Source organism: Rubritalea spongiae (assembly GCF_042652385.1).
GTDB lineage: Bacteria > Verrucomicrobiota > Verrucomicrobiia > Verrucomicrobiales > Akkermansiaceae > Rubritalea > Rubritalea spongiae.
In genome coordinates this window covers 3,439,872-3,458,552 of sequence record NZ_JBHSJM010000001.1, presented here as the reverse complement: position 1 = coordinate 3,458,552, position 18,681 = coordinate 3,439,872, and the positions used below count along the sequence as shown (strand labels likewise).

Sequence of the window (18,681 nt, the reverse complement as noted above, 5' to 3'; positions counted from 1 at the left end):
TATTCCCCCACTTGCGAGAGATCGCGCTTGCACTATACTCCCTACCACTTCTAGTAACACATCCATATGACAGCCCAGAAAATTCACAGCTACACTGGTGGCCACGTATTCACTAATGGCTATGTCGTCGAGCACGACGGAGCTTGCATCATCATCGACGCCCCAGCCTTGATTCACGAAGTCATCCAACAAGAAGGGCTCAAGCCGACTCATCTCTTACTCACCCACCAACACTTCGATCACACCGAAGATGTAGAAGCTCTGCAGGACATGGGTATAAAGGTGCTAATGCACTCGCCGTACAACGAAACCCTCATCCGCCAAAAAGAAGCGCGTGAAAACTGGGGTCTCCCTATCAACATTAAACCATTCGAAGCAGACGAATTGTTAGACGGAAAAGATTCCATCGCGATCAAGGGATTAGAAATCCGTGTCTCTCACGTGCCTGGCCATTCTCCTGACTCTATCACATTCTATCTCCCAGCCCTCGGAGTCGTCTTCGCTGGCGACACCCTCATGGAGGGCTCCATCGGCCGCACCGACCTCCCTGGGGGATCGCATGAAACTTTGTTAGACGGTATCCGCAGCAAACTCTATGCGCTGCCTGATGAAACAGTAGTCTGCTCAGGTCACGGATCACAGACCACCATAGGAAGAGAAAAATCCCACAATCCATTTATTTAAAATCACTCTATGCGTCTGCGATCTCTTCAGCTGGATAGGTCCAGATTTCGCTAAGCGTCGGATGGTAGTGTGGTATTTTCGCCAATTGCCCAGCAGTTGAATGAAATGCCATTGCTACCACTATCTCATGAATAAGCTCCGCAGCTTCTGGTCCCACCACCGAGCCGCCTAAAATTTCTTTGGTCTCCGCATCGGCAATCAATTTCACAAAGCCGAACTTCGAACCGTGAATCATCGACTTCCCGTGATCGTTAAATGGGTATGATTCGACTAACACCTCACGTCCTTGTTCTTCCGCTTCAAGTTCGTTCATCCCCACAGCCGCTACTTGTGGATCAGTGAAAATTCCATAGAGCTTTAAGCGGTAATCCATCTCTGCGTAATCTGACTCACCCGCCATATACCGCATCGCATTTTCTGCCGCCATCTCTCCCTGCTCGATCGCTATGTGCACAATCTCATACGGACTCGCGACATCACCACAGGCAAAAATATTTTCAGAACTCGTCTGCATATCGAGACTGACTTCGATTCCACCCTTGCCATTTAATTTGATCCCAGCCTTCTCAGCCTCTAACGAGCCAGTATTAGGTTTCCGCCCGAGAGCAGCGAGAATCTCATGCGTTTCCACCGAATGCTCTTTACCATCTTTTAGATAAACCACGCGTTTGTGCCCCGCGCTGGTGCTTTCCACCCTTTTCAATTCAGTACCACATTCGATTTTTAAACCACGGTGCTCCAAATCCGCCTGTAGTTCGTCAGCCAAATCATGATCCATTCCAGAGAGCAAATGTGCGCTGCGCTGGATCACAGTCACTTTCGTCCCAAGACCATCTAAGTAGTGCGCCATCTCAAGAGCTATTGCTCCACCACCGAGAACCACCATCGATTCAGGCAAATCAGCAAGATCTAGAATATCATCCGAAGTCAAATATCCGTTCTCGGCTAAGCCCTCGATCTCAGGAACAAAAATCGTAGAACCAGTCGCCACGATCACAGTGTGTGCTGTCAGCTTTCGAGTCTGCTCACCTTCTTTCACTTCGAGGGTATGCGCATCGACAAAGCGACCAAAGCCTCTCACCAAATCAAAACGACCATCTTCTAACTGCTCCGCTCGATAATCAGCAAAATCTTTAATCAACCATCGTTTGCGTTCGATCACCTTTTGCTGATTTACCGAACTCTTTTCTACATCGATGCCAAACTCTTTCCCCTCACGAACCACAATATTACGGTTGGCTGATTCTATCAGCGCCTTACTCGGCATACATCCAAGTAAAATGCACAAACCTCCCAATTCATCCGCCCCATCAATGACCACGACCTTTTTACCAGCCGCCGCTGCAGTGCGCGCTGCTGCATAACCACCACTTCCGCCGCCGAGAACGGCTACATCAAAATCATAATTTTCCATAACTTGTAATCTAACACAGTCACACTACAGCAAATCTCTGCTTTGTAAATGAGCTCTCATTTCTTCTGAATCTTTCACCACATGTGCAAAACCACCATGCTCCTTACTCAATTGTTTGAAATCTTCACGCACCTCGTTGGCACGCAGTTCGCCAGAAACAGAACGTATTAAAATCGCCTTCACACGCTCCGACCCGTACGACTTTAACGCATTAGCATAAATCTCCGGATCGCGTTGGCTGTCGTCACCAAACAAAATAAACGATGCCCCCTGAAACCATGACGCCACCTCATCGATCGACGCTCTCTTATGCACATCGTGACTCGGCGTCAGCCATTGCTCAGGAGTCAGCCCCCAGTTTGTCATAAACAACCCGCCCGCCGGCAATTGAGCGCGACGAAAAATGCGTTTCAAAAAATTGGCCAAATTCCACGGTGAACTCGTCACATAAAACACAGGATACCTACCACCTTGATATAACTCCGAGATAAGTTCAGGCATCCCAGGCACCAATTCACGCGTCAGAGAATTCCCAAATAAAGTTGTCTCTAACATTTTCCCCATTGAGATCGACCCAGTCTCCATCAAGGTGTCATCCACATCACTGATGATTACCATCGGTGTTTGTTCCTTACTACCCACTAATGGAACCTCGGCTCTATATCCATGCTGAGGGAGATGCACCTCGACTGACTCAATCGGCCCTTTGCACGCATCTTGGACTTCAAAATACCCTTCCTTGTTAGAGCGTACCGTAATCACCCTATCACCCATGGTGATCTCAACGCGAGCATGTGGAAAATCTAAGGTAAACCAGTTACTCGCCATGCGCTTAAAATTCACCCACTTGCCATCCTCGGGCTTAGGAGCAGACATCACACGCAGCGCCATCACTCGTCCAAATAGGTAAATTCCTCCAGGGTGGAGAATCGCATTGTACACATCCGCCACTGGATCCGCCTTCTTACGCGGAATCCAAAAAGTCATAAGGTACCAAATTACCCCGAGCAGCCATTCTATAACTAGCGCACCGTGGCGCAACCATACGATCAATCCCTTCATCCAGTAGTCAAGCTTCTAGCATACAGCATGCCGATGGCAAGCCGTCAGCAGAACTATACTGGCCAAAACACCAAAATGGCCTTATGGGTCTTATATGACTTCAGAGGAAATACATAAATCCATCTATTCCATGGGCCAAACAGCTCGCAACGCGGCACACGCACTAGCCCAGCTCAGCGCCGAGAAAAAGTCAGACATTCTGCGCGCCATGGCCCAAGGCCTCCGCGACAATGCAGCAGAAATTCTTGAAGCAAACGCTAAAGACATCAAAGCAGGTGAAGAGAAAGGACTCAGCGGAGCACTCCTTGACCGTCTCCGTCTCGACGAAGCCAGAGTCCACGCCATAGCTGGCGGTGTCGACCAAGTCGCAGATCTTCCTGATCCAGTAGGTGAAGAACTCGAGCAAACCACTCGCCCTAACGGTATCAGTATCACAAAACTTCGCGTCCCAATTGGCGTTATCGGTATCATTTTCGAAAGCCGCCCAAACGTTACTTCAGACGCCGCTGTACTCTGTCTCAAGTCTGGCAATGCAACCATCCTTCGCGGAGGTTCCGAAGCGATCCATTCTAACAAAGCAATCGCAAAAGCGCTGCAATCTGGCGGTGAGCCAGCTGGTCTTCCTGAAGGCGCCATCCAGCTCATCCCATTCACTGACCGCGAAAGCGTCCAGGTAATGGCTGGCATGGACAAATACCTCGACCTCATCATACCACGCGGTGGTAAAGGTCTGATCGAGGCAGTTGTTAGCCTCGCACGCATGCCAGTGATCAAGCACTACGATGGAATCTGCCACGCCTACGTCGACAGAGACGCTGACCAAGACCTAGCTATTGCCATCATTGACGATGCGAAAACGCAAAAGCCATCCGTCTGTAACGCGCTTGAAACTGCACTCATTCACAAAGATGTAGCTGCTGAGTTTCTTCCAAAACTCGCTGAGCGCCTCAACAAACGTGGTGTTGAAATCCGTGGTGACGAAAGAGTAAGAGAAATCCTCCCAGATGTTAAAGCTGCAAGCGAAGACGACTGGAGCACAGAATACCTCGACCTCATCATCTCCATCAAAGTAGTCGACTCCCTTGATGACGCTATCGCGCACATTAACGAATATAGCTCACAGCACAGTGAGGTCATCATCACGACCAACGAGGCGGCAGCGCAGCGCTTCCAGTCATCCATTGACAGCGCCTGTCTCTTCCACAACTGCTCCACACGCTTCGCAGATGGTGAAGAGTTCGGTTTCGGAGCAGAAATCGGGATCAGCACCGACAAACTCCATGCACGCGGACCAATGGGCCTCAAAGAGCTCTGTAGCTACCAATACCGCATAAACGGCGAAGGTCAGCTCAAAGACAAAGCGCGCCAAGAAAACCTCTAATAATTACTCAAACAAAAAGCCCCATGTTGCCATCTGCAGCATGGGGCTTTTTTATCTAAAAATGCAATCTAAAGTCCCCGCTGTCTCACGGCTTCGTAAAGGCATACACCAGTCGCAACTGACACATTGAGACAATCCACTTTCCCTGCCATTGGAATGCCAATCAGAAGATCACAGTTCTCTTCAGTCAAACGACGTAAACCAGGTCCTTCAGCACCCATTACAATCCCAACAGGCCCCTTCAGATCCATGTCGTAAAGTGTCTGCGTCGCCTTGTCACTGGTCCCGATCAACCAAATCCCATGGTCCTGCTGAAGTTTCTTCATTGTCCGAGCAAGATTTGTCACACGAATAAAGGGAACATTCTCAGCAGCCCCCACAGCCACACGCTGAGCAGTTTCTGTTAGACCGACCGACTTATCTTTCGGAGCGATAACCGCATCGACTCCCGCTCCATCCGCTGTACGCAAAATTGCACCAAGATTGTGAGGATCTTGAACGCAATCAAGAACGAGCACAAAGGGCGTAGTACTCTTTGCTAAAATGTCATCAAGCGCATCCTCACCTTTCACCAGACCACCGCCACCTTTGCCTCGCACATGCTTGTTCTCACGTGCTTCCACATCTCCTCTTCGCTCTTTCGCTCGTTTGCGCATTCCTTCACTTAAACTAAAGATCCAGAGCAGACAAGCCGAAGCATTGAGTTGCGAGATCTCTTTTCTCAGCTATCCTAGACTCATGGCTGCTCCAGCAATCCCATTCATTATCAAACTCCTTCCCAAGCTTCTCCCTGCTGCTAAGCTCGCCTATGAACACCGCGACAAAGCCGTTGTTCTCTATAAAAATATCCAAAGTTGGCGCAGCAAAGAGAATGACGAACCGCTCACTATCGATGTCAGCGACCCACTCAGCGTCGATGAACAAATCGACCAACTCCGCACCATGATCCATCAACGCGATGACATCATCACCGAGCAATCTGACCTTCTCGCTAAACTCGCCAACGACCTAAGTGAACTCAGCACCCTCACCGAACGCCTACGCCGCCGCTCCATGTGGCTCTGGCGCGCAATCTACCTCGTAGTGATCATCCTTCTCATCCGCTGGATTTTCTTTTAATATCGAATAAGAACGCCACTTCTGAGTAAAAAAACGGCTAGCACCTTGCGATGCTAGCCGTTAAAATTTTTCTAGATTGAAGAACCTAGTCCTTAGACTCGGACTCTTCTACTTCGTCTTCCTCCTCATCATCGTCGAAGTCGTCTTCATCAATGAGTTCACCGTGCTCCATCAGGAACTTGCGCTTACGCTGTTCTTTAGGAAGTGGTGAGAGAAGCATAGATACAGCGCGACCTGCAAGACGTGGCTTTTGGTCGAGGTTGGCCATACCAACCATATCTTCTGCCACTCGTTGGAGAACTACGAATCCTAGATCCTTGTGCGCATTTTCACGACCACGGAACTGGAGCTGAACCTTCACCTTGTTTCCTTCATCGAGGAAATTCTCGATACGGGAACACTTGAGGTTATAGTCGTGCTCTTCGGTACGGACGCGGAATTTAACTTCCTTGAGTTTAGTCGTAGTCTTAGGGTTGCTCTTCTTCAGCTTCGACTGCTCGTACTTGTATTTGCCATAGTCGCAAACTTTACATACCGGCGGATCAGCTTTTGATGCGATCTCTACTAGGTCTAGGCCAATGCTCTTGGCTTTTGATACTGCTTCACGTGAACTCATCACACCGATGAGTTCCCCACTGTCAGTGACCACACGTACTTTTGGTGCGCGGATGTATTCGTTGACGCGCGTCATATCACGACGGCGGTTCTTATATGGCTTCTTTGGCTTTGCTATTGTTTTATCCTCCTATTGGTATTGGTATCAGAGCGAAATTCCTAATGGCTCTTAGAGTGAGCGCTCAGAAATTTCAGTGTGAAGATTCTGGATGAATTCATCGAGTGGCTGAGTGCCAAGATTTTCACGATCTCTGTGGCGAACTGAGACAGTGTTAGACTCTGCCTCCTGCGCGCCAATGACCAGCATATAAGGCACTCTGTCTAGTCTGGCAAGGCGAATCTTGGCTCCTAATTTTTCAGAAGCACGATCCACACTCACGCGCACGCCAATATCAGCCAACTTTTTCGCTGCTGCATCGGCATGTTCGATGAATTTATCGGAGAGTGGTAACACACGCACCTGCTCAGGAGCAAGCCATGCGGGAAACTTCCCTTCGAAATGTTCAATAAGAAGACCGCAGAAACGTTCGAGTGAACCGAATGGAGCTCGGTGAATCATCACTGGACGATGGCGACCATTGTCAGCACCGACGTAGCTGAGGTCAAAACGTTCCGGCAGGTTGAAGTCAAGCTGCACAGTACCAAGCTGCCAATCGCGACCAATAACATCCTTCACCACGAAGTCGATCTTCGGTCCATAGAATGCTGCTTCACCGAGTTCGATCGTGAAATCGACTCCGAGCTTCTCAGCTGCCTGTTTGAGTGAAGCTTCCGCTTTTTCCCAAACTTCACGGCTACCGACGTACTTGTCGGAATCCGGATCTGAGAATGAAAGGCGCACACGGTAGTCTTCCATACCAAGCGTATTTAACACCTTTTTGACAAGATCGAGGCAGCTTGCTACTTCCTCGTCCACTTGATCAGGAGTACAGAAAATGTGAGCATCATCTTGCGTAAACCCACGTACACGAGTCATGCCGCCGAGTTCACCAGATTGCTCCCAACGGTATACTGTGCCGAACTCAGCAAGACGCACTGGGAGGTCGCGGTAGCTGTGCGGATCACTATCAAAAATCTTGATGTGATGCGGGCAGTTCATCGGCTTCAGCATGTAGCCTTCGATATCACCATTGGAAAGACCATTGGTAAGAATCGAGCAGCTCGCATTTTCGTCAGAAAGTTTTTCCAGCGTATCGCGTTCTGGAATCGCCGGAAATTGACTATCGGAGTAGTATGGGAAATGGCCAGAAGTTCTGTAGAGATCAAGTTTACCAATGTGTGGTGTGTACACTTGGCTGTAGCCTTGAGCATCGAGTTCTTCAGTAATGAAATCTTGCAGCGCACGACGAACGAGAGCGCCCTTTGGCTTCCAAAGAATCAGTCCCTGCCCCACAGCTTCGTCGATATGGAACAGCCCGAGTTCTTTTCCGAGACGGCGGTGGTCGCGCTTCTTCGCTTCTTCTAGCTTTTCAAGGTGGTCAGTGAGTTCAGTCTTATTCTTGAAGCAAGTACCATAAACACGCTGGAGCGATTCCTTATCCTTGTCTCCTTTATAAAACGCGGAAGCCACGCTCATCACTTTAAATGCCTTACAGTTGCCTGTGCGACCAACGTGAGGACCCGCGCAGAGATCCCAAAAATCATTGTTTTTGAAAATCGAAATTTCTTCACCCTCTGGGATATCATTGAGGAGATCTACTTTAAATTTGGAAGCAACGTCGCGATCTGAAACCGCGCCGAGCCGGCCATCTTCAGCGAGCTTGAGCGCTTCGGCACGACTCACGACGACCTTTTCAAAAGGAGAATTCTCCTTCACTACCTTCTTCATCTCCGCCTCGATCTTATCGAAGTCATCAGGATTGATGCGGTGGTCGAGTTCAATATCGTAATAAAATCCGTTCTCTACCGGGGGGCCCCCAGCGAGTTGTGCGTCAGGCCAGATACGCGTGATCGCCGTCGCCAATACGTGGGCACAGGAATGACGCAAACGTTCCAAGTCACTCATCTGGTGACGTTCTTCAAGCGATTTTCTATCTTTTGTATCTGACATTGCACCGCTTTGAAAGCAGCCCAAGCCCCTTTTTGCAAGAAGTAAACACCTTCAAAACCTTCAGATTCCTGAAATTTCATACACATTCCAAAGGCTTGCGCCACAGCGAATAAACATTACTCGCTTAAACTATAAAAAACGGCCACTGAGCATTCCCAGTGGCCGTTAGAATTTTATCTTTAGTTAATGCCGACAAACTCGACAAATTTTCGACTTACTTCGCTACGCGAGCAAGAAGATCGTTCATACGAGAAACCATTTCCTGTGGATTCTCCAGAAGTCCAGCAGCGAGAAGTGCGTTATCTGTGAGCTGCTGTGTCACGAGACCAGCGAGCTCCGCATCGCGCTCCTGAAGACCAGCAAGATTCTTGATCACCTCAGAACGTGGGTTGATTTCGAGCGTGACTTTAGGCGCAGGAACTTCTTGCCCCATAGCTTTCATCATCGCCATCATCTGTGCATTCGGAGCTTCTTTCGGTGCAAGAGCGGCAATAGGGCTATTCACGAGGCGCTTGCCTGCTTCTACCTTTTCCACACGCTCACCGAGCGTTTCACTCATGAACTTAGAGAGAGACTCGACAGTCTTCTCATCGAGCGCTTCACCTTCAGTTTCGAGATCGTCGAGTTCGAGATCCGCTCTATCAGCAGGCACTAACTTCTTACCCTTGAATTCAGGCATGGAGTCTAACACGTACTGGTCGACCTGATCCGTGAACAGAGCCACTTCAAGACCGCGAGCCTTGAAAGCTTCGAGGTAAGGACCTTTTTCAAGAATCTCACGGGACGCGCCCACGAGGTAGTAAATCTCTTCCTGACCATCTTTCGCACGGTCAATGTACTCCGCAAAGCTCGTCTGCGTGCCTGCATCGGTCATGGTCGATTCGAAACGTATCAAGCCACCGAGTGCTTCTTGGTGCTCAAAGCTCGTCGCGACCCCTTCCTTAAGGAAGCGGCTGAACTTACCGTAAAACTCATTGTACTTCTCAGGGTCGTTCTTAGCTTCAGTTGCTAGGAACTTGAGGAAACGCTTAGTAATCAGCTTATTCAGTTTCTGAATCAACGCGCTGTCCTGCATCGTTTCACGTGAAATGTTCAACGGAAGATCCGCAGAATCGATCACCCCACGAAGGAAACGCAACCATTCAGGCAATAGCTTCTGAGGTTTTGCATCGATAAGCACCTTGCGGCAGTAGAGAGAAACCCCTGCTTCCATCTGCCCCATACCGAATTGTTCTTGGTTTTCGTTAGGTACGAAAAGAAGTGCGTTGATCGCAAGTGGAGCATCAGCACTGAAGTGCATGGTGTACTTAGGCTCGTCCCACGCGTGTGCGACGAACTTGTAGAACTCATTGTACTCTTCTTCAGAAACTTCACTCTTCGACTTGAGCCAGAGAGCATCCACCTTGTTCACGCGCTCGCCATTGAGTTCGATCGGGAAGGTCACGAAGTTTGAATACTTCTCTAGAATTTCTTTCACGCGATCCGCCTTGGCGAATTCTTCTTGGCCTTCTTTCAGCTTGATCACCATCTTACACCCACGAGCTTGCTCGTCAGCTTCTTCAATGGTGTAACCAGTCGCGCCGTCAGATGTCCACTTGAGGTTCTCGGCACTATTGTCCCAAGAATGCGTGTACACTTCCACCTCGTCAGCGGCCATGAAAGCAGAATAGAAACCGACACCAAACTGGCCGATCACATCAGCATTGCTGTCGCCTTTTTCCTTAAGTTGCTCAAGGAATGCCTTAGTGCCAGAATGAGCGATCGTGCCGAGGTTTTCAGTCAGCTCATCGCGCGTCATCCCGATACCAGCATCGGCGATCGTCAGAGTGTTATTCTCCTCGTCTGTGGTGATTGAGATTTTAAGCTCAGCATCTCCCTGATAAATGTCATTTTCAGTAAGTTGCTTAAGTCGTACTTTTTCCAAGGCGTCAGATGCATTGGATACGAGCTCACGGATAAAGATCTCACGGTCGGTGTAAAGCGAGTGAATCACGATATCCAAGAGCTGTTTTACTTCAGCCTGGAACCCATGTTGTTGTTTTTCAGCGGTTGCCATAATTGATGAATTAGAGCGCGAAATCTAATCCATCCACACACACATGCAAGTCCGATTCTGACTGAATCGAGTCACTCTAAATTCCCCCCATAAAACAATAATCACCTCTAGCAATAAATACGTAAAAAGATCGAATTATTACTATTGCCCTAGGATGAACGTAATGCCTCCGCCTAGGTATACACATGAATATCATGAAGACAAAAAATATTCAAAACTCCACACTCTCCCCGAGCACACCAATATCGACATTACCATGGTGCTCTTTTCGCAACGCTTCCTGCAAAGCGACCGAGCGATCTTCCTCACCGTGCACCAACCACGTTCTTGATTTAGGCCCAGTCATCTTATGATAATAATCTAACAATTCAGAATGATCGGCATGCCCAGAAAACGAATCCATAATCTCAATCCGCGCTTTAACGTCATATTCACCACCTAGAATTTTCACCTTTTTATGCCCCTCACGGATTTTCCATCCAAGAGTCTGTTGCGCACAATAACCAACAAACAAGATTGTGTTTTTCGGGTTGTCGATTTCGTTTTTTAAATGATGCAAAATGCGCCCCGCCTCACACATACCCGATGCCGATATAATGATCGCCTGTTCTTGACTGCGATTCAGCGCTTTCGAATTCGTCACTGAGCGCACTAATGTGAGCCCCTCAAAGCCGAAAGGATCCCGTTTCTCGAAAAGAAAATTATAGATCTCTTTATTAAAACACTCGGGGTGCAATCGGAAAATTTCCGTCGCATTCACAGCCAAAGGACTATCCACATACACAGGCACATCAGGAATCGCGCCTTCTTCAAACAATTGGTGCAATACATACAAAACTTGCTGGGTACGTTCCACAGCAAATGCAGGAATTATCACCTTCCCCTTTCGCTCCAAAGCCCGACGCAAAATGACAGCGATCTTCTCATCCGCCTGGGTCCCTAACTCGTGCTCCCTCCCCCCGTATGTACTTTCCATTAACACAAAGTCCACATCCTCCACCGGCTGAGGATCCCTCAAAATATCATTTTTCCCACGTCCCACATCACCAGAAAAAACAAAGCGCTTTTTCTTGCCGTCCGCCACATCCTCAACATCTAACACCACCTGAGCGCTTCCTAGTATATGACCCGCATCGACAAAGCGTAAAGTCACGCCAGGAGCGATGAGTAAGGGCCGATCATATCCCACATTCACAAACTGACGCATGCACCGCTCCGCATCCATTTCATTATATAAAGGCTCTACTAATGGCTCTCCCGCTTTCTTCTTTTTCTTATTCAGCCACTGCACATCGTACATTTGAATACGCGCGCTATCTGCTAACATGATCTGACACAGGTCGCGTGTTGCGAAAGTCGCATAAATGTTTCCTTCAAAACCGCTGCGAGTCAGATTCGGCAAGTTTCCACTATGATCGATATGCGCATGGGAAAGCACCACGGCGTCTATCGTCTTCGGATCAAAATACGGGAAATGCTTATTAATTTCAAAAGCATCATGGCGTCGGCCTTGATAGAGTCCGCAATCTAATAAAATTTTTGTCCCATTCACTTCGAGTAAATGTTGAGAACCTGTCGTTGTGCCTGCCGCACCGCAAAATGTGAGTTTCATAAAAAAATTAGCTAACAACCACCCTAACGAGCTATCCCAGATCTTGACCAGAACAAAGACATTCAAAAAAGCTCCTCCCCCAGATGCAACGACTTTGTCAGCAGCCTCACTCAAGAAAAGCATCGCTCTTGGCATGCAGAATGTTAGATTCACTCACGATGAGTCATCAAGAAATCCCCACCCTCGTTAAAAACGACATTTGGCTAAAAGATCAAACTGAAGCCATTCAGCAACGCATCTCTCGTTTTCAACACAAACTGGCTGAAATTGAGAGCTCCCACACATCACTTTACGATTACGCCAACACTCACCTCAATCTCGGCATCCATTTCGATCCCGAAACTTCGTCTTGGCTGGTCAGAGAATGGGCCCCCAATGCCAAATCCGTTGCACTCGTTAGCGACTTCAATAATTGGGATGGTGAAAATGCTCCACTCACACTCGGTGAGCATGGCGTATGGCAAGGCAAACTAGATGGCTCATCCCTCAAGCACGGCAACAAAGTCAAACTACGTATTACTGGAGCTGACAACTCAGTGCGCGACCGCATTCCCTCCACAATCACCCGAGCCATCCAAGACCCCGACACCCACGACTACGCCGGTCAAATTTGGCAACCAGAAAACAACTACACTTGGAAGCACGAATTCGACCCCAGCTCCATCGGTGCCCCGCTCATCTACGAAGCCCACACAGGAATGGCTGGTGAAGAACCACGTCTCCACACCTACCGCGAATTTGCCGATGAGGTCATCCCACGCATCGTCGAACTGGGCTATAACACCATACAGCTGATGGCCGTTCAAGAACACCCCTACTACGGCTCCTTCGGTTATCACGTCTCTAACTTTTTTGCAGCTTGTTCACGCTTTGGCACTCCAGAGGACCTCAAGCACCTCGTCGACACAGCTCACAGCCACGGCATCGCAGTCATCATGGACATCGTCCATTCTCACGCCGTCAAAAACTTGGCTGAAGGACTCAATGAATTCGACGGTACCGACCACCAATACTTCCACGGCGGAGACAAAGGTAACCACCCGCAGTGGGATTCCAAATGTTTCAACTACGGCAAAGAAGAAGTCATTCGTTTCCTCCTCTCTAACGTTCGCTATTGGCTAGAAGAATACCGCTTCGATGGCTTCCGTTTCGATGGCGTGACTTCCATGCTATACGATCACCACGGCAGTATCGCTTTCGATCATTACGACAAATACTTCGGCGATGGAGTGGATCACGATTGCGTCCTCTACCTCCAACTCGCCAATACTCTTGCAAACTCTATCAGACCGGGAGTCCTCAATGTTGCCGAAGATATGTCAGGCATGCCTGGCCTCTGCCGTCCCATAGATGAAGGTGGCGTGGGCTTCAGCCATCGACTCGCTATGGGACTCCCCGACTACTGGATCAAGCTACTCAAACACAAGACCGATGAAAACTGGATCATGAGCGAAGTCTGGGAAACGCTGACTAACAGACGCCACATGGAGCCAAACATAGCCTATGCTGAGTCTCACGATCAAGCTCTCGTCGGCGACAAGACTCTCGCATTTTGGCTAATGGATCAGGAAATGTACTGGCACATGTCTGTAGACGACACGCATCCAGTCATCGATCGCGGTATCGCTCTCCACAAAATTATCCGCCTGCTCACCGCTTTCATCGGAGGCGAAGGCTACCTCACCTTCATGGGAAACGAATTCGGCCACCCTGAATGGTTAGACTTCCCACGCGAAGGCAACAACTGGTCCTACCACTACTGCCGCCGCCAGTGGTCATTAGTCGACAACCCAGATTTGAAATATAAGTTCCTCAACAACTTCGACCAAAGACTTGTCCACAGCCTACGCGAACACAATGTCCTCGCCACCCCACAGGCGCAACCACTCTGCTGCCACGACGGCGATCACCTCATCGCCTTCGAGCGCGCCAACCTCATCGGCGTCGTCAATCTTCACCCGACCCAGTCCTTCACCGACTACCACATTTCAGTACCTCAAGCCGGTGAATACGAAATCATCCTAAACTCAGATGATGCATCATTCGGCGGCCACAAACGCATCGATAGCAGCATCAATATCCACACTATCAGTACTGACCAAGGACCAGTTCTCTCACTCTACATTCCCTGTAGAACCTGCCTCATAATGAGGCGCTTTAATTAATCTTCAGACATTAACAAACCTCCCTCTTCACTCTTAATCTAACAAACTATGAAAAAGACACCCACTTCCCTCATTGCGGCAATGTCACTCCTCTCGTCTCTTGCATATGCAGAAGACCCCACTCCCGGATACAATCACACAATTCCCGCAAAAATAATGACCCCAGATAGGGTCGAAACGCGTATTGGTACACTCGAGTTTTTCGACGGCATGCCAAAGGCCGAAACCGTCAAAAAACTTTATGACAACCTCCTACTGATGCGAGGCGTCGAGACATTCCTAAGCGGAATTCCGGCCACCTCTATTTCAGGAATTCAACATGGTAATGCGGATATTGGAGCCAAAACTTCAAATCAAGTTGTCCTGTTTGACAAGTTACTAGATTCCTCACCTCTCTTCCTAACAGGCAATACTGACACTGTCTACGCCTCTGCATTTCTCGACCTACAAAAAGATGGACCAACGGTCGTAGAAATTCCCTCAAAATGCGGACCAGGCACAGTCAATGATGCCTATTTCCGTTTTGTCACAGATATGGGTGTACCGGGACCAGACCGTGGAACCGGTGGTAAATACCTCATTCTTCCACCCGATTACAAAGGAGACCTAGATGGCCCAATCGGAAGTAAAAAAGCCGAGATAGATGGAGAAACCTACTATGTCAGCAAATCGACGAGTTACGTAAATTGGTTGATTCTACGTGGATTCCTCGTCGACGGCAAACCAGATACCGCCGCTAAAATGTTCAAAGATGGTCTCAAAATCTATCCATTGGCAAAATCTAACAACCAGCCAAGAATGGAGTTCATTAGCGGCACAGGAAAAAGCTTCAATACCATCCACGCCAATAATTTTGAATTTTATAAAGAACTCCACGAGGTGATTGAACGTGAACCGGTTGGTTTCCTTGATCCAGAGTTACGGGGCATCTTCGCAGGAGTTGGAATCGAAAAAGGAAAACCATTCGAACCTTCTGAAAGCCAAAAAAAAATCCTCACAGAGGCTGTCGCGATTGGAAATGCAACTGCTAGGTCTCTCGTCTTCCGACCAAATTTGGACGGAGCGAAATACTATGAGAACAGTGGTTGGATGACTGCTTTTGTAGGCGGTGATTATCAATGGTTGAAAAACGATGGCAAAGGAGGGCGTAATATCGATGCTCGCACGCTCTTTTTCTACCAAGCCACAGTCAACACACCTGCGATGGTACTTAAAATGATAGGTAAAGGCTCGCAGTACGCATATTGTGTTAGCGACAAAAATGGCGAGTACCTTGATGGAGCAAAGAACTATACTTTAACAATTCCCGCCAATGTCCCAGCCAAGGATTTCTGGTCAGTAGTAGTCTACGATCCACAAACTCGCTCAGAACTTCAAACTAGTCAGCCGTACCCGAGTAAAAATAACAAACGCAGTAACTTGGACATCAACAATGACGGCTCCGTCACCCTTTATTTCGGCCCGAAAGCACCAGAAGGAAAAGAGAACAACTGGATCCAGACCATACCGAATAAAGGCTGGTACTCAGTTCTTCGTCTCTACGGACCACTTGAGCCATGGTTCGACAAAACCTGGCGTCCTGGCGAAATCGAGCCGGTCAAATAACTCTACTTCCTATGGATTTGCAATAGTAACACCCTAGCACTAAGTTTTGGCTATCAGGTCCAGCTATCAGTTAGAGTTATAAGTAGAAAATAAATGCCTAGTATAGGTCAGCCTTCTGAGAGCTGAACATATTTCTCTATAGACTCAGCACTCGACAAAATAAGAATGCTCATCACCCCCAATAAGATTGTCCTCGGTGGATGCGTTCTCGCATTCGGTGCCTCATTTCTAAATACAGGTTTCCTGCTTACAGCAGGAACCTCCGTGAGTCACCTGACTGGCGATATCGCACGTCTTGGTTCTGGGCTCTTACTGGTAAGTCATACTGGTGAAGCCTTACTGGCCAAAGTAACCTTGGCGTCACTAGGCTTTATTTTAGGTGCGACAATCTCTGGTTTTTTATTACATCACCCTACGCTTGAAATCAGTAAGCCTTACGGAAGAACACTTTTTACATTAGGAGCTTTTTTACTATTAGCTCACATCTTATCGTCAAATCATCCTTTGTGTGCAATTGGGATTGCGAGTGCTGTATGTGGAGTGCAGAACTCATTAGCTAACCGCTATCGTGGAGTTGTCCTACGAACAACCCATCTGACCGGACTTTTTACCGATTTCGGCATTCATTTAGGAATGAAAATTCGAGGACATGCCATTGAAACTTGGAAACTTCTCATCCCTCTCTGGATAACCTTTTCCTTTCTACTAGGAGCCATTTTCAGCAGCTATTTAATTCTGAAAGAAAGAAGTGATTGGTTACTCATTGCTGGAATCGGCTACATCGCCGGTGGAATTTCATGGAGCATTTATAAGAGAACTCAACAACAGTAATAAAAATAGAAATTCCTCAACCATGCCCAAAGTACTGCTTGTGTAAGAACTCATTCTGTAAGAGCTTTCACACTATCTGAAAGAGTTGACCATACCTAGTTACAAAACAATAATACCCCTCTAACTGTTAACATGCTTTTCGCATCATATAAAAAGTGGTCGAGTCCCTTCACTTATGAATGCTGAAAAAAAGAAACAGAGACTCATCACTGTATTTGAAGTCACTGGATCATCACTCGCTATCTTCTATGCATTATTGATAGCCTCAAACACAGGCAATGAGATCCTAGGTTTTTCTCTACTGTTAATCTCAGCACTGCTTTTTGCTGCTTGGGCGCTTATTGATAAACGATGGGCCTTCTTAGTGCTCCAGTTTTTTTATGCCACATCCGCAATCATAGGTCTAATCCGGTGGGCCTAAAATTATGCAATCTAGGAATATGGTTCATTTCTGATAAAACCCAATCAGCGCCGTAGAACGCTGCCCCTTCCGAGGACATTACACTCCATAAGTATTATCGGTACTTCCTATAGCAGCCACAACTTCAATCTCAAAAAATCAAAGATAAGATTCCATGCCAAGACTCATGGCATGGAATCAATCGCAAATGTATTACTCAGATAAAACCGAGTGATCCTTTAACCTATGCATCATTCACAACACGTATCTCCCTTTTGATTTTTGTCAGCAACTTCAGACTCCGTGCAACAATGAAAATCTACGCTTTCTTTTGGTGTCTCGGAGCAACATGGAGACTGATTCATGGTCTGATCACAACTCGGCGTAGAATCAAGCTGGCACACCCCAGTTTCTGGTAATCTAAGCTCCACCTTCGCCGCTGCTTCATGATCTCCAGTGATTTCCGCAACCACGGAACGCACCTGTTCGTGTCCAGTCGCTAGCAAGAAAGTGGGTGCCCGCCCGTAACTCTTCATCCCGACGATGTAGAACCCCTTTTCAGGATGAGCAAGCTCGCGAGCGCCATGCGGAGGCACACTACCACAGCTGTGCTCATTCGGGTCTATCATCGGAGCTAGTGCTCGCACGGATTCAAGAGCACCATCAATTTCTACTCGAATCTCGCGTAACATTGAAAGCTCGGGACGGAATCCAGTTTTGACAATGGCACGATCGACTATGAACTCACAGGCTCCTTCCGGACCAGTTCCTAACACTTTCATCTGCATGTCACCGTGACTCGCCACTCGTTCAATTTCTAAGGGAGTGATAAGCTCCACATCGCCATTCTTGACCGCCTGCTTCGCCTTCATTCCCATTTCCCCACGTGCTGGCAAAGTATCATTAACCCCACCTCCGAAAACGGTATCTAAGGACTGTTTCCTCATCGCCCAAATGATCTTCGTCTTAGGAAACTCCTTCTTCAAATCTAACAAATCCAACACACTCGTAAACGAAGAATGACCACTACCGACAACAAGAACGGTAGCCTCCTGGTAGTCGATCCTACGGCTGCCACGGATATCAGGAATACCGTAATCGATACGCTCGCGCACCTGTTCTTCACCGATAGGTTGAAGACCGTTAGAGCCCATAGGGTTAGGCTGATTCCACGTCCCACTAGCATCAATCACCGCTCTAAATGGCAACTCCTGCTGTATGTCATTTTGTTCGACACGCAGCAAAAACGCTCGCTCATTTCGACCTGCACTACGTACTTTGTCTACCCCTTTACGGGAAATAGCCAACACCTTGCATCCGAAATTTAGACAAGAAGCCACGCACGGATGCGCCGCCAGTGGTGCGAGATAATCTTCGATGAGCTCCTCTCCTGTCGGCAAATGTTCAGGATCTGGCGCATTCCAGCCCTGTTGCTCTAATAACTGCTTAGCTGCAGAATCGATATTATATTTCCACGGGGAGAACATACGCACATGCGCCCACTCGCGTACCGAGCTAGCCACCGACTCTCCCAGCTCGAAAACCACAGGCCGTTCACCTCTCTTTAGTAAATGCGCTGCAGCAGCCAAACCAACTGGCCCAGCACCTATAATCGCAACTGGTAATGTTTCTGTAATAGAGTTCATACCTAAATAAGACGTGCGTTCTCAAAAAAGGACGCAAAAAA

Annotated in this window: 14 protein-coding genes; 6 read left to right on the top strand and 8 right to left on the bottom strand. The window is 48.1% G+C overall.

The genetic code is table 11. From position 1 onward, the window contains the following. Window positions 1-66 precede the first annotated feature (66 nt). Window positions 67-684, top strand: a complete 618-nt coding sequence (locus tag ACFPK9_RS15300; protein ID WP_377096291.1) for an MBL fold metallo-hydrolase — start codon at window positions 67-69, stop codon at window positions 682-684. Window positions 685-691: 7 nt separating this feature from the next. Here the strand turns inward: ACFPK9_RS15300 and ACFPK9_RS15295 are convergent, their stop codons facing one another. After that, on the bottom strand, window positions 692-2,098 hold the full coding sequence (locus ACFPK9_RS15295; protein ID WP_377096288.1) for a dihydrolipoyl dehydrogenase family protein: 1,407 nt from the start codon (window positions 2,096-2,098) through the stop codon (window positions 692-694). Between the two features lie 24 nt (window positions 2,099-2,122). Then, window positions 2,123-3,085, bottom strand: a complete 963-nt coding sequence (locus ACFPK9_RS15290) for a phosphatase domain-containing protein (protein ID WP_377096286.1) — start codon at window positions 3,083-3,085, stop codon at window positions 2,123-2,125. A gap of 169 nt (window positions 3,086-3,254) precedes the next feature. Between ACFPK9_RS15290 and ACFPK9_RS15285 the strand changes: the two genes are divergently transcribed. Next, window positions 3,255-4,541: a glutamate-5-semialdehyde dehydrogenase gene (locus tag ACFPK9_RS15285; RefSeq protein ID WP_377096283.1), complete on the top strand. Its 1,287-nt coding sequence runs from the start codon at window positions 3,255-3,257 to the stop codon at window positions 4,539-4,541. 68 nt (window positions 4,542-4,609) lie between these two features. Here ACFPK9_RS15285 and rlmB read toward each other — a convergent pair whose 3' ends face one another. After that, window positions 4,610-5,197 carry a 23S rRNA (guanosine(2251)-2'-O)-methyltransferase RlmB gene (gene rlmB, locus ACFPK9_RS15280; RefSeq protein WP_377096280.1) on the bottom strand — a complete coding sequence of 196 codons (588 nt, stop codon included), beginning with the start codon at window positions 5,195-5,197 and terminating at the stop codon, window positions 4,610-4,612. A gap of 82 nt (window positions 5,198-5,279) precedes the next feature. Here rlmB and ACFPK9_RS15275 point away from each other — a divergent pair, with 82 nt between their 5' ends. After that, on the top strand, window positions 5,280-5,660 hold the full coding sequence (locus tag ACFPK9_RS15275; RefSeq protein WP_377096277.1) for a hypothetical protein: 381 nt from the start codon (window positions 5,280-5,282) through the stop codon (window positions 5,658-5,660). 85 nt (window positions 5,661-5,745) lie between these two features. Here the strand turns inward: ACFPK9_RS15275 and infC are convergent, their stop codons facing one another. The 4 genes from infC to ACFPK9_RS15255 all read right to left on the bottom strand — a co-directional run bounded on the left by infC (window position 5,746) and on the right by ACFPK9_RS15255 (window position 11,993). Further along, window positions 5,746-6,351: a translation initiation factor IF-3 gene (infC, locus tag ACFPK9_RS15270; protein WP_377096274.1), complete on the bottom strand. Its 606-nt coding sequence runs from the start codon at window positions 6,349-6,351 to the stop codon at window positions 5,746-5,748. Window positions 6,352-6,444: 93 nt separating this feature from the next. Beyond that, window positions 6,445-8,325, bottom strand: a complete 1,881-nt coding sequence (gene thrS / locus ACFPK9_RS15265) for a threonine--tRNA ligase (protein WP_377096271.1) — start codon at window positions 8,323-8,325, stop codon at window positions 6,445-6,447. A 214-nt stretch (window positions 8,326-8,539) separates the two neighbouring features. Beyond that, complete coding sequence (gene htpG / locus ACFPK9_RS15260; RefSeq protein WP_377096268.1) at window positions 8,540-10,381, bottom strand: molecular chaperone HtpG; 1,842 nt, start codon at window positions 10,379-10,381, stop codon at window positions 8,540-8,542. A 211-nt stretch (window positions 10,382-10,592) separates the two neighbouring features. Beyond that, window positions 10,593-11,993, bottom strand: coding sequence for an MBL fold metallo-hydrolase RNA specificity domain-containing protein (locus ACFPK9_RS15255; RefSeq protein WP_377096265.1), 1,401 nt, complete (start codon window positions 11,991-11,993; stop codon window positions 10,593-10,595). Window positions 11,994-12,133: 140 nt separating this feature from the next. Here ACFPK9_RS15255 and ACFPK9_RS15250 point away from each other — a divergent pair, with 140 nt between their 5' ends. The 3 genes from ACFPK9_RS15250 (at window position 12,134) to ACFPK9_RS15240 (ending at window position 16,594) form a co-directional block, all read left to right on the top strand. Then, window positions 12,134-14,158 carry an alpha amylase C-terminal domain-containing protein gene (locus ACFPK9_RS15250; RefSeq protein ID WP_377096262.1) on the top strand — a complete coding sequence of 675 codons (2,025 nt, stop codon included), beginning with the start codon at window positions 12,134-12,136 and terminating at the stop codon, window positions 14,156-14,158. Window positions 14,159-14,206: 48 nt separating this feature from the next. Then, the gene (locus ACFPK9_RS15245; protein ID WP_377096259.1) at window positions 14,207-15,763 is read left to right on the top strand and encodes a DUF1254 domain-containing protein; all 1,557 of its coding nucleotides are present in this window, start codon (window positions 14,207-14,209) and stop codon (window positions 15,761-15,763) included. A gap of 165 nt (window positions 15,764-15,928) precedes the next feature. Further along, complete coding sequence (locus ACFPK9_RS15240; protein WP_377096256.1) at window positions 15,929-16,594, top strand: YoaK family protein; 666 nt, start codon at window positions 15,929-15,931, stop codon at window positions 16,592-16,594. A 651-nt stretch (window positions 16,595-17,245) separates the two neighbouring features. Here ACFPK9_RS15240 and ACFPK9_RS15235 read toward each other — a convergent pair. Then, the gene (locus ACFPK9_RS15235) at window positions 17,246-18,640 is read right to left on the bottom strand and encodes an NAD(P)-binding domain-containing protein (protein ID WP_377096254.1); all 1,395 of its coding nucleotides are present in this window, start codon (window positions 18,638-18,640) and stop codon (window positions 17,246-17,248) included. Between the last annotated feature and the right edge of the window lie 41 nt (window positions 18,641-18,681).

Excerpts from the sequence above, each read along its gene's own strand:
- ACFPK9_RS15300 (WP_377096291.1), top strand. The coding sequence starts at position 67 with ATGACAGCCCAGAAAATTCACAGCTACACTGGTGGCCACGTATTCACT.
- ACFPK9_RS15295 (WP_377096288.1), bottom strand. The coding sequence starts at position 2,098 with ATGGAAAATTATGATTTTGATGTAGCCGTTCTCGGCGGCGGAAGTGGT.
- ACFPK9_RS15290 (WP_377096286.1), bottom strand. The coding sequence starts at position 3,085 with ATGACTTTTTGGATTCCGCGTAAGAAGGCGGATCCAGTGGCGGATGTG.
- ACFPK9_RS15285 (WP_377096283.1), top strand. The coding sequence starts at position 3,255 with ATGACTTCAGAGGAAATACATAAATCCATCTATTCCATGGGCCAAACA.
- rlmB (WP_377096280.1), bottom strand. The coding sequence starts at position 5,197 with ATGCGCAAACGAGCGAAAGAGCGAAGAGGAGATGTGGAAGCACGTGAG.
- ACFPK9_RS15275 (WP_377096277.1), top strand. The coding sequence starts at position 5,280 with ATGGCTGCTCCAGCAATCCCATTCATTATCAAACTCCTTCCCAAGCTT.
- infC (WP_377096274.1), bottom strand. The coding sequence starts at position 6,351 with ATGACGCGCGTCAACGAATACATCCGCGCACCAAAAGTACGTGTGGTC.
- thrS (WP_377096271.1), bottom strand. The coding sequence starts at position 8,325 with ATGTCAGATACAAAAGATAGAAAATCGCTTGAAGAACGTCACCAGATG.
- htpG (WP_377096268.1), bottom strand. The coding sequence starts at position 10,381 with ATGGCAACCGCTGAAAAACAACAACATGGGTTCCAGGCTGAAGTAAAA.
- ACFPK9_RS15255 (WP_377096265.1), bottom strand. The coding sequence starts at position 11,993 with ATGAAACTCACATTTTGCGGTGCGGCAGGCACAACGACAGGTTCTCAA.
- ACFPK9_RS15250 (WP_377096262.1), top strand. The coding sequence starts at position 12,134 with ATGTTAGATTCACTCACGATGAGTCATCAAGAAATCCCCACCCTCGTT.
- ACFPK9_RS15245 (WP_377096259.1), top strand. The coding sequence starts at position 14,207 with ATGAAAAAGACACCCACTTCCCTCATTGCGGCAATGTCACTCCTCTCG.
- ACFPK9_RS15240 (WP_377096256.1), top strand. The coding sequence starts at position 15,929 with ATGCTCATCACCCCCAATAAGATTGTCCTCGGTGGATGCGTTCTCGCA.
- ACFPK9_RS15235 (WP_377096254.1), bottom strand. The coding sequence starts at position 18,640 with ATGAACTCTATTACAGAAACATTACCAGTTGCGATTATAGGTGCTGGG.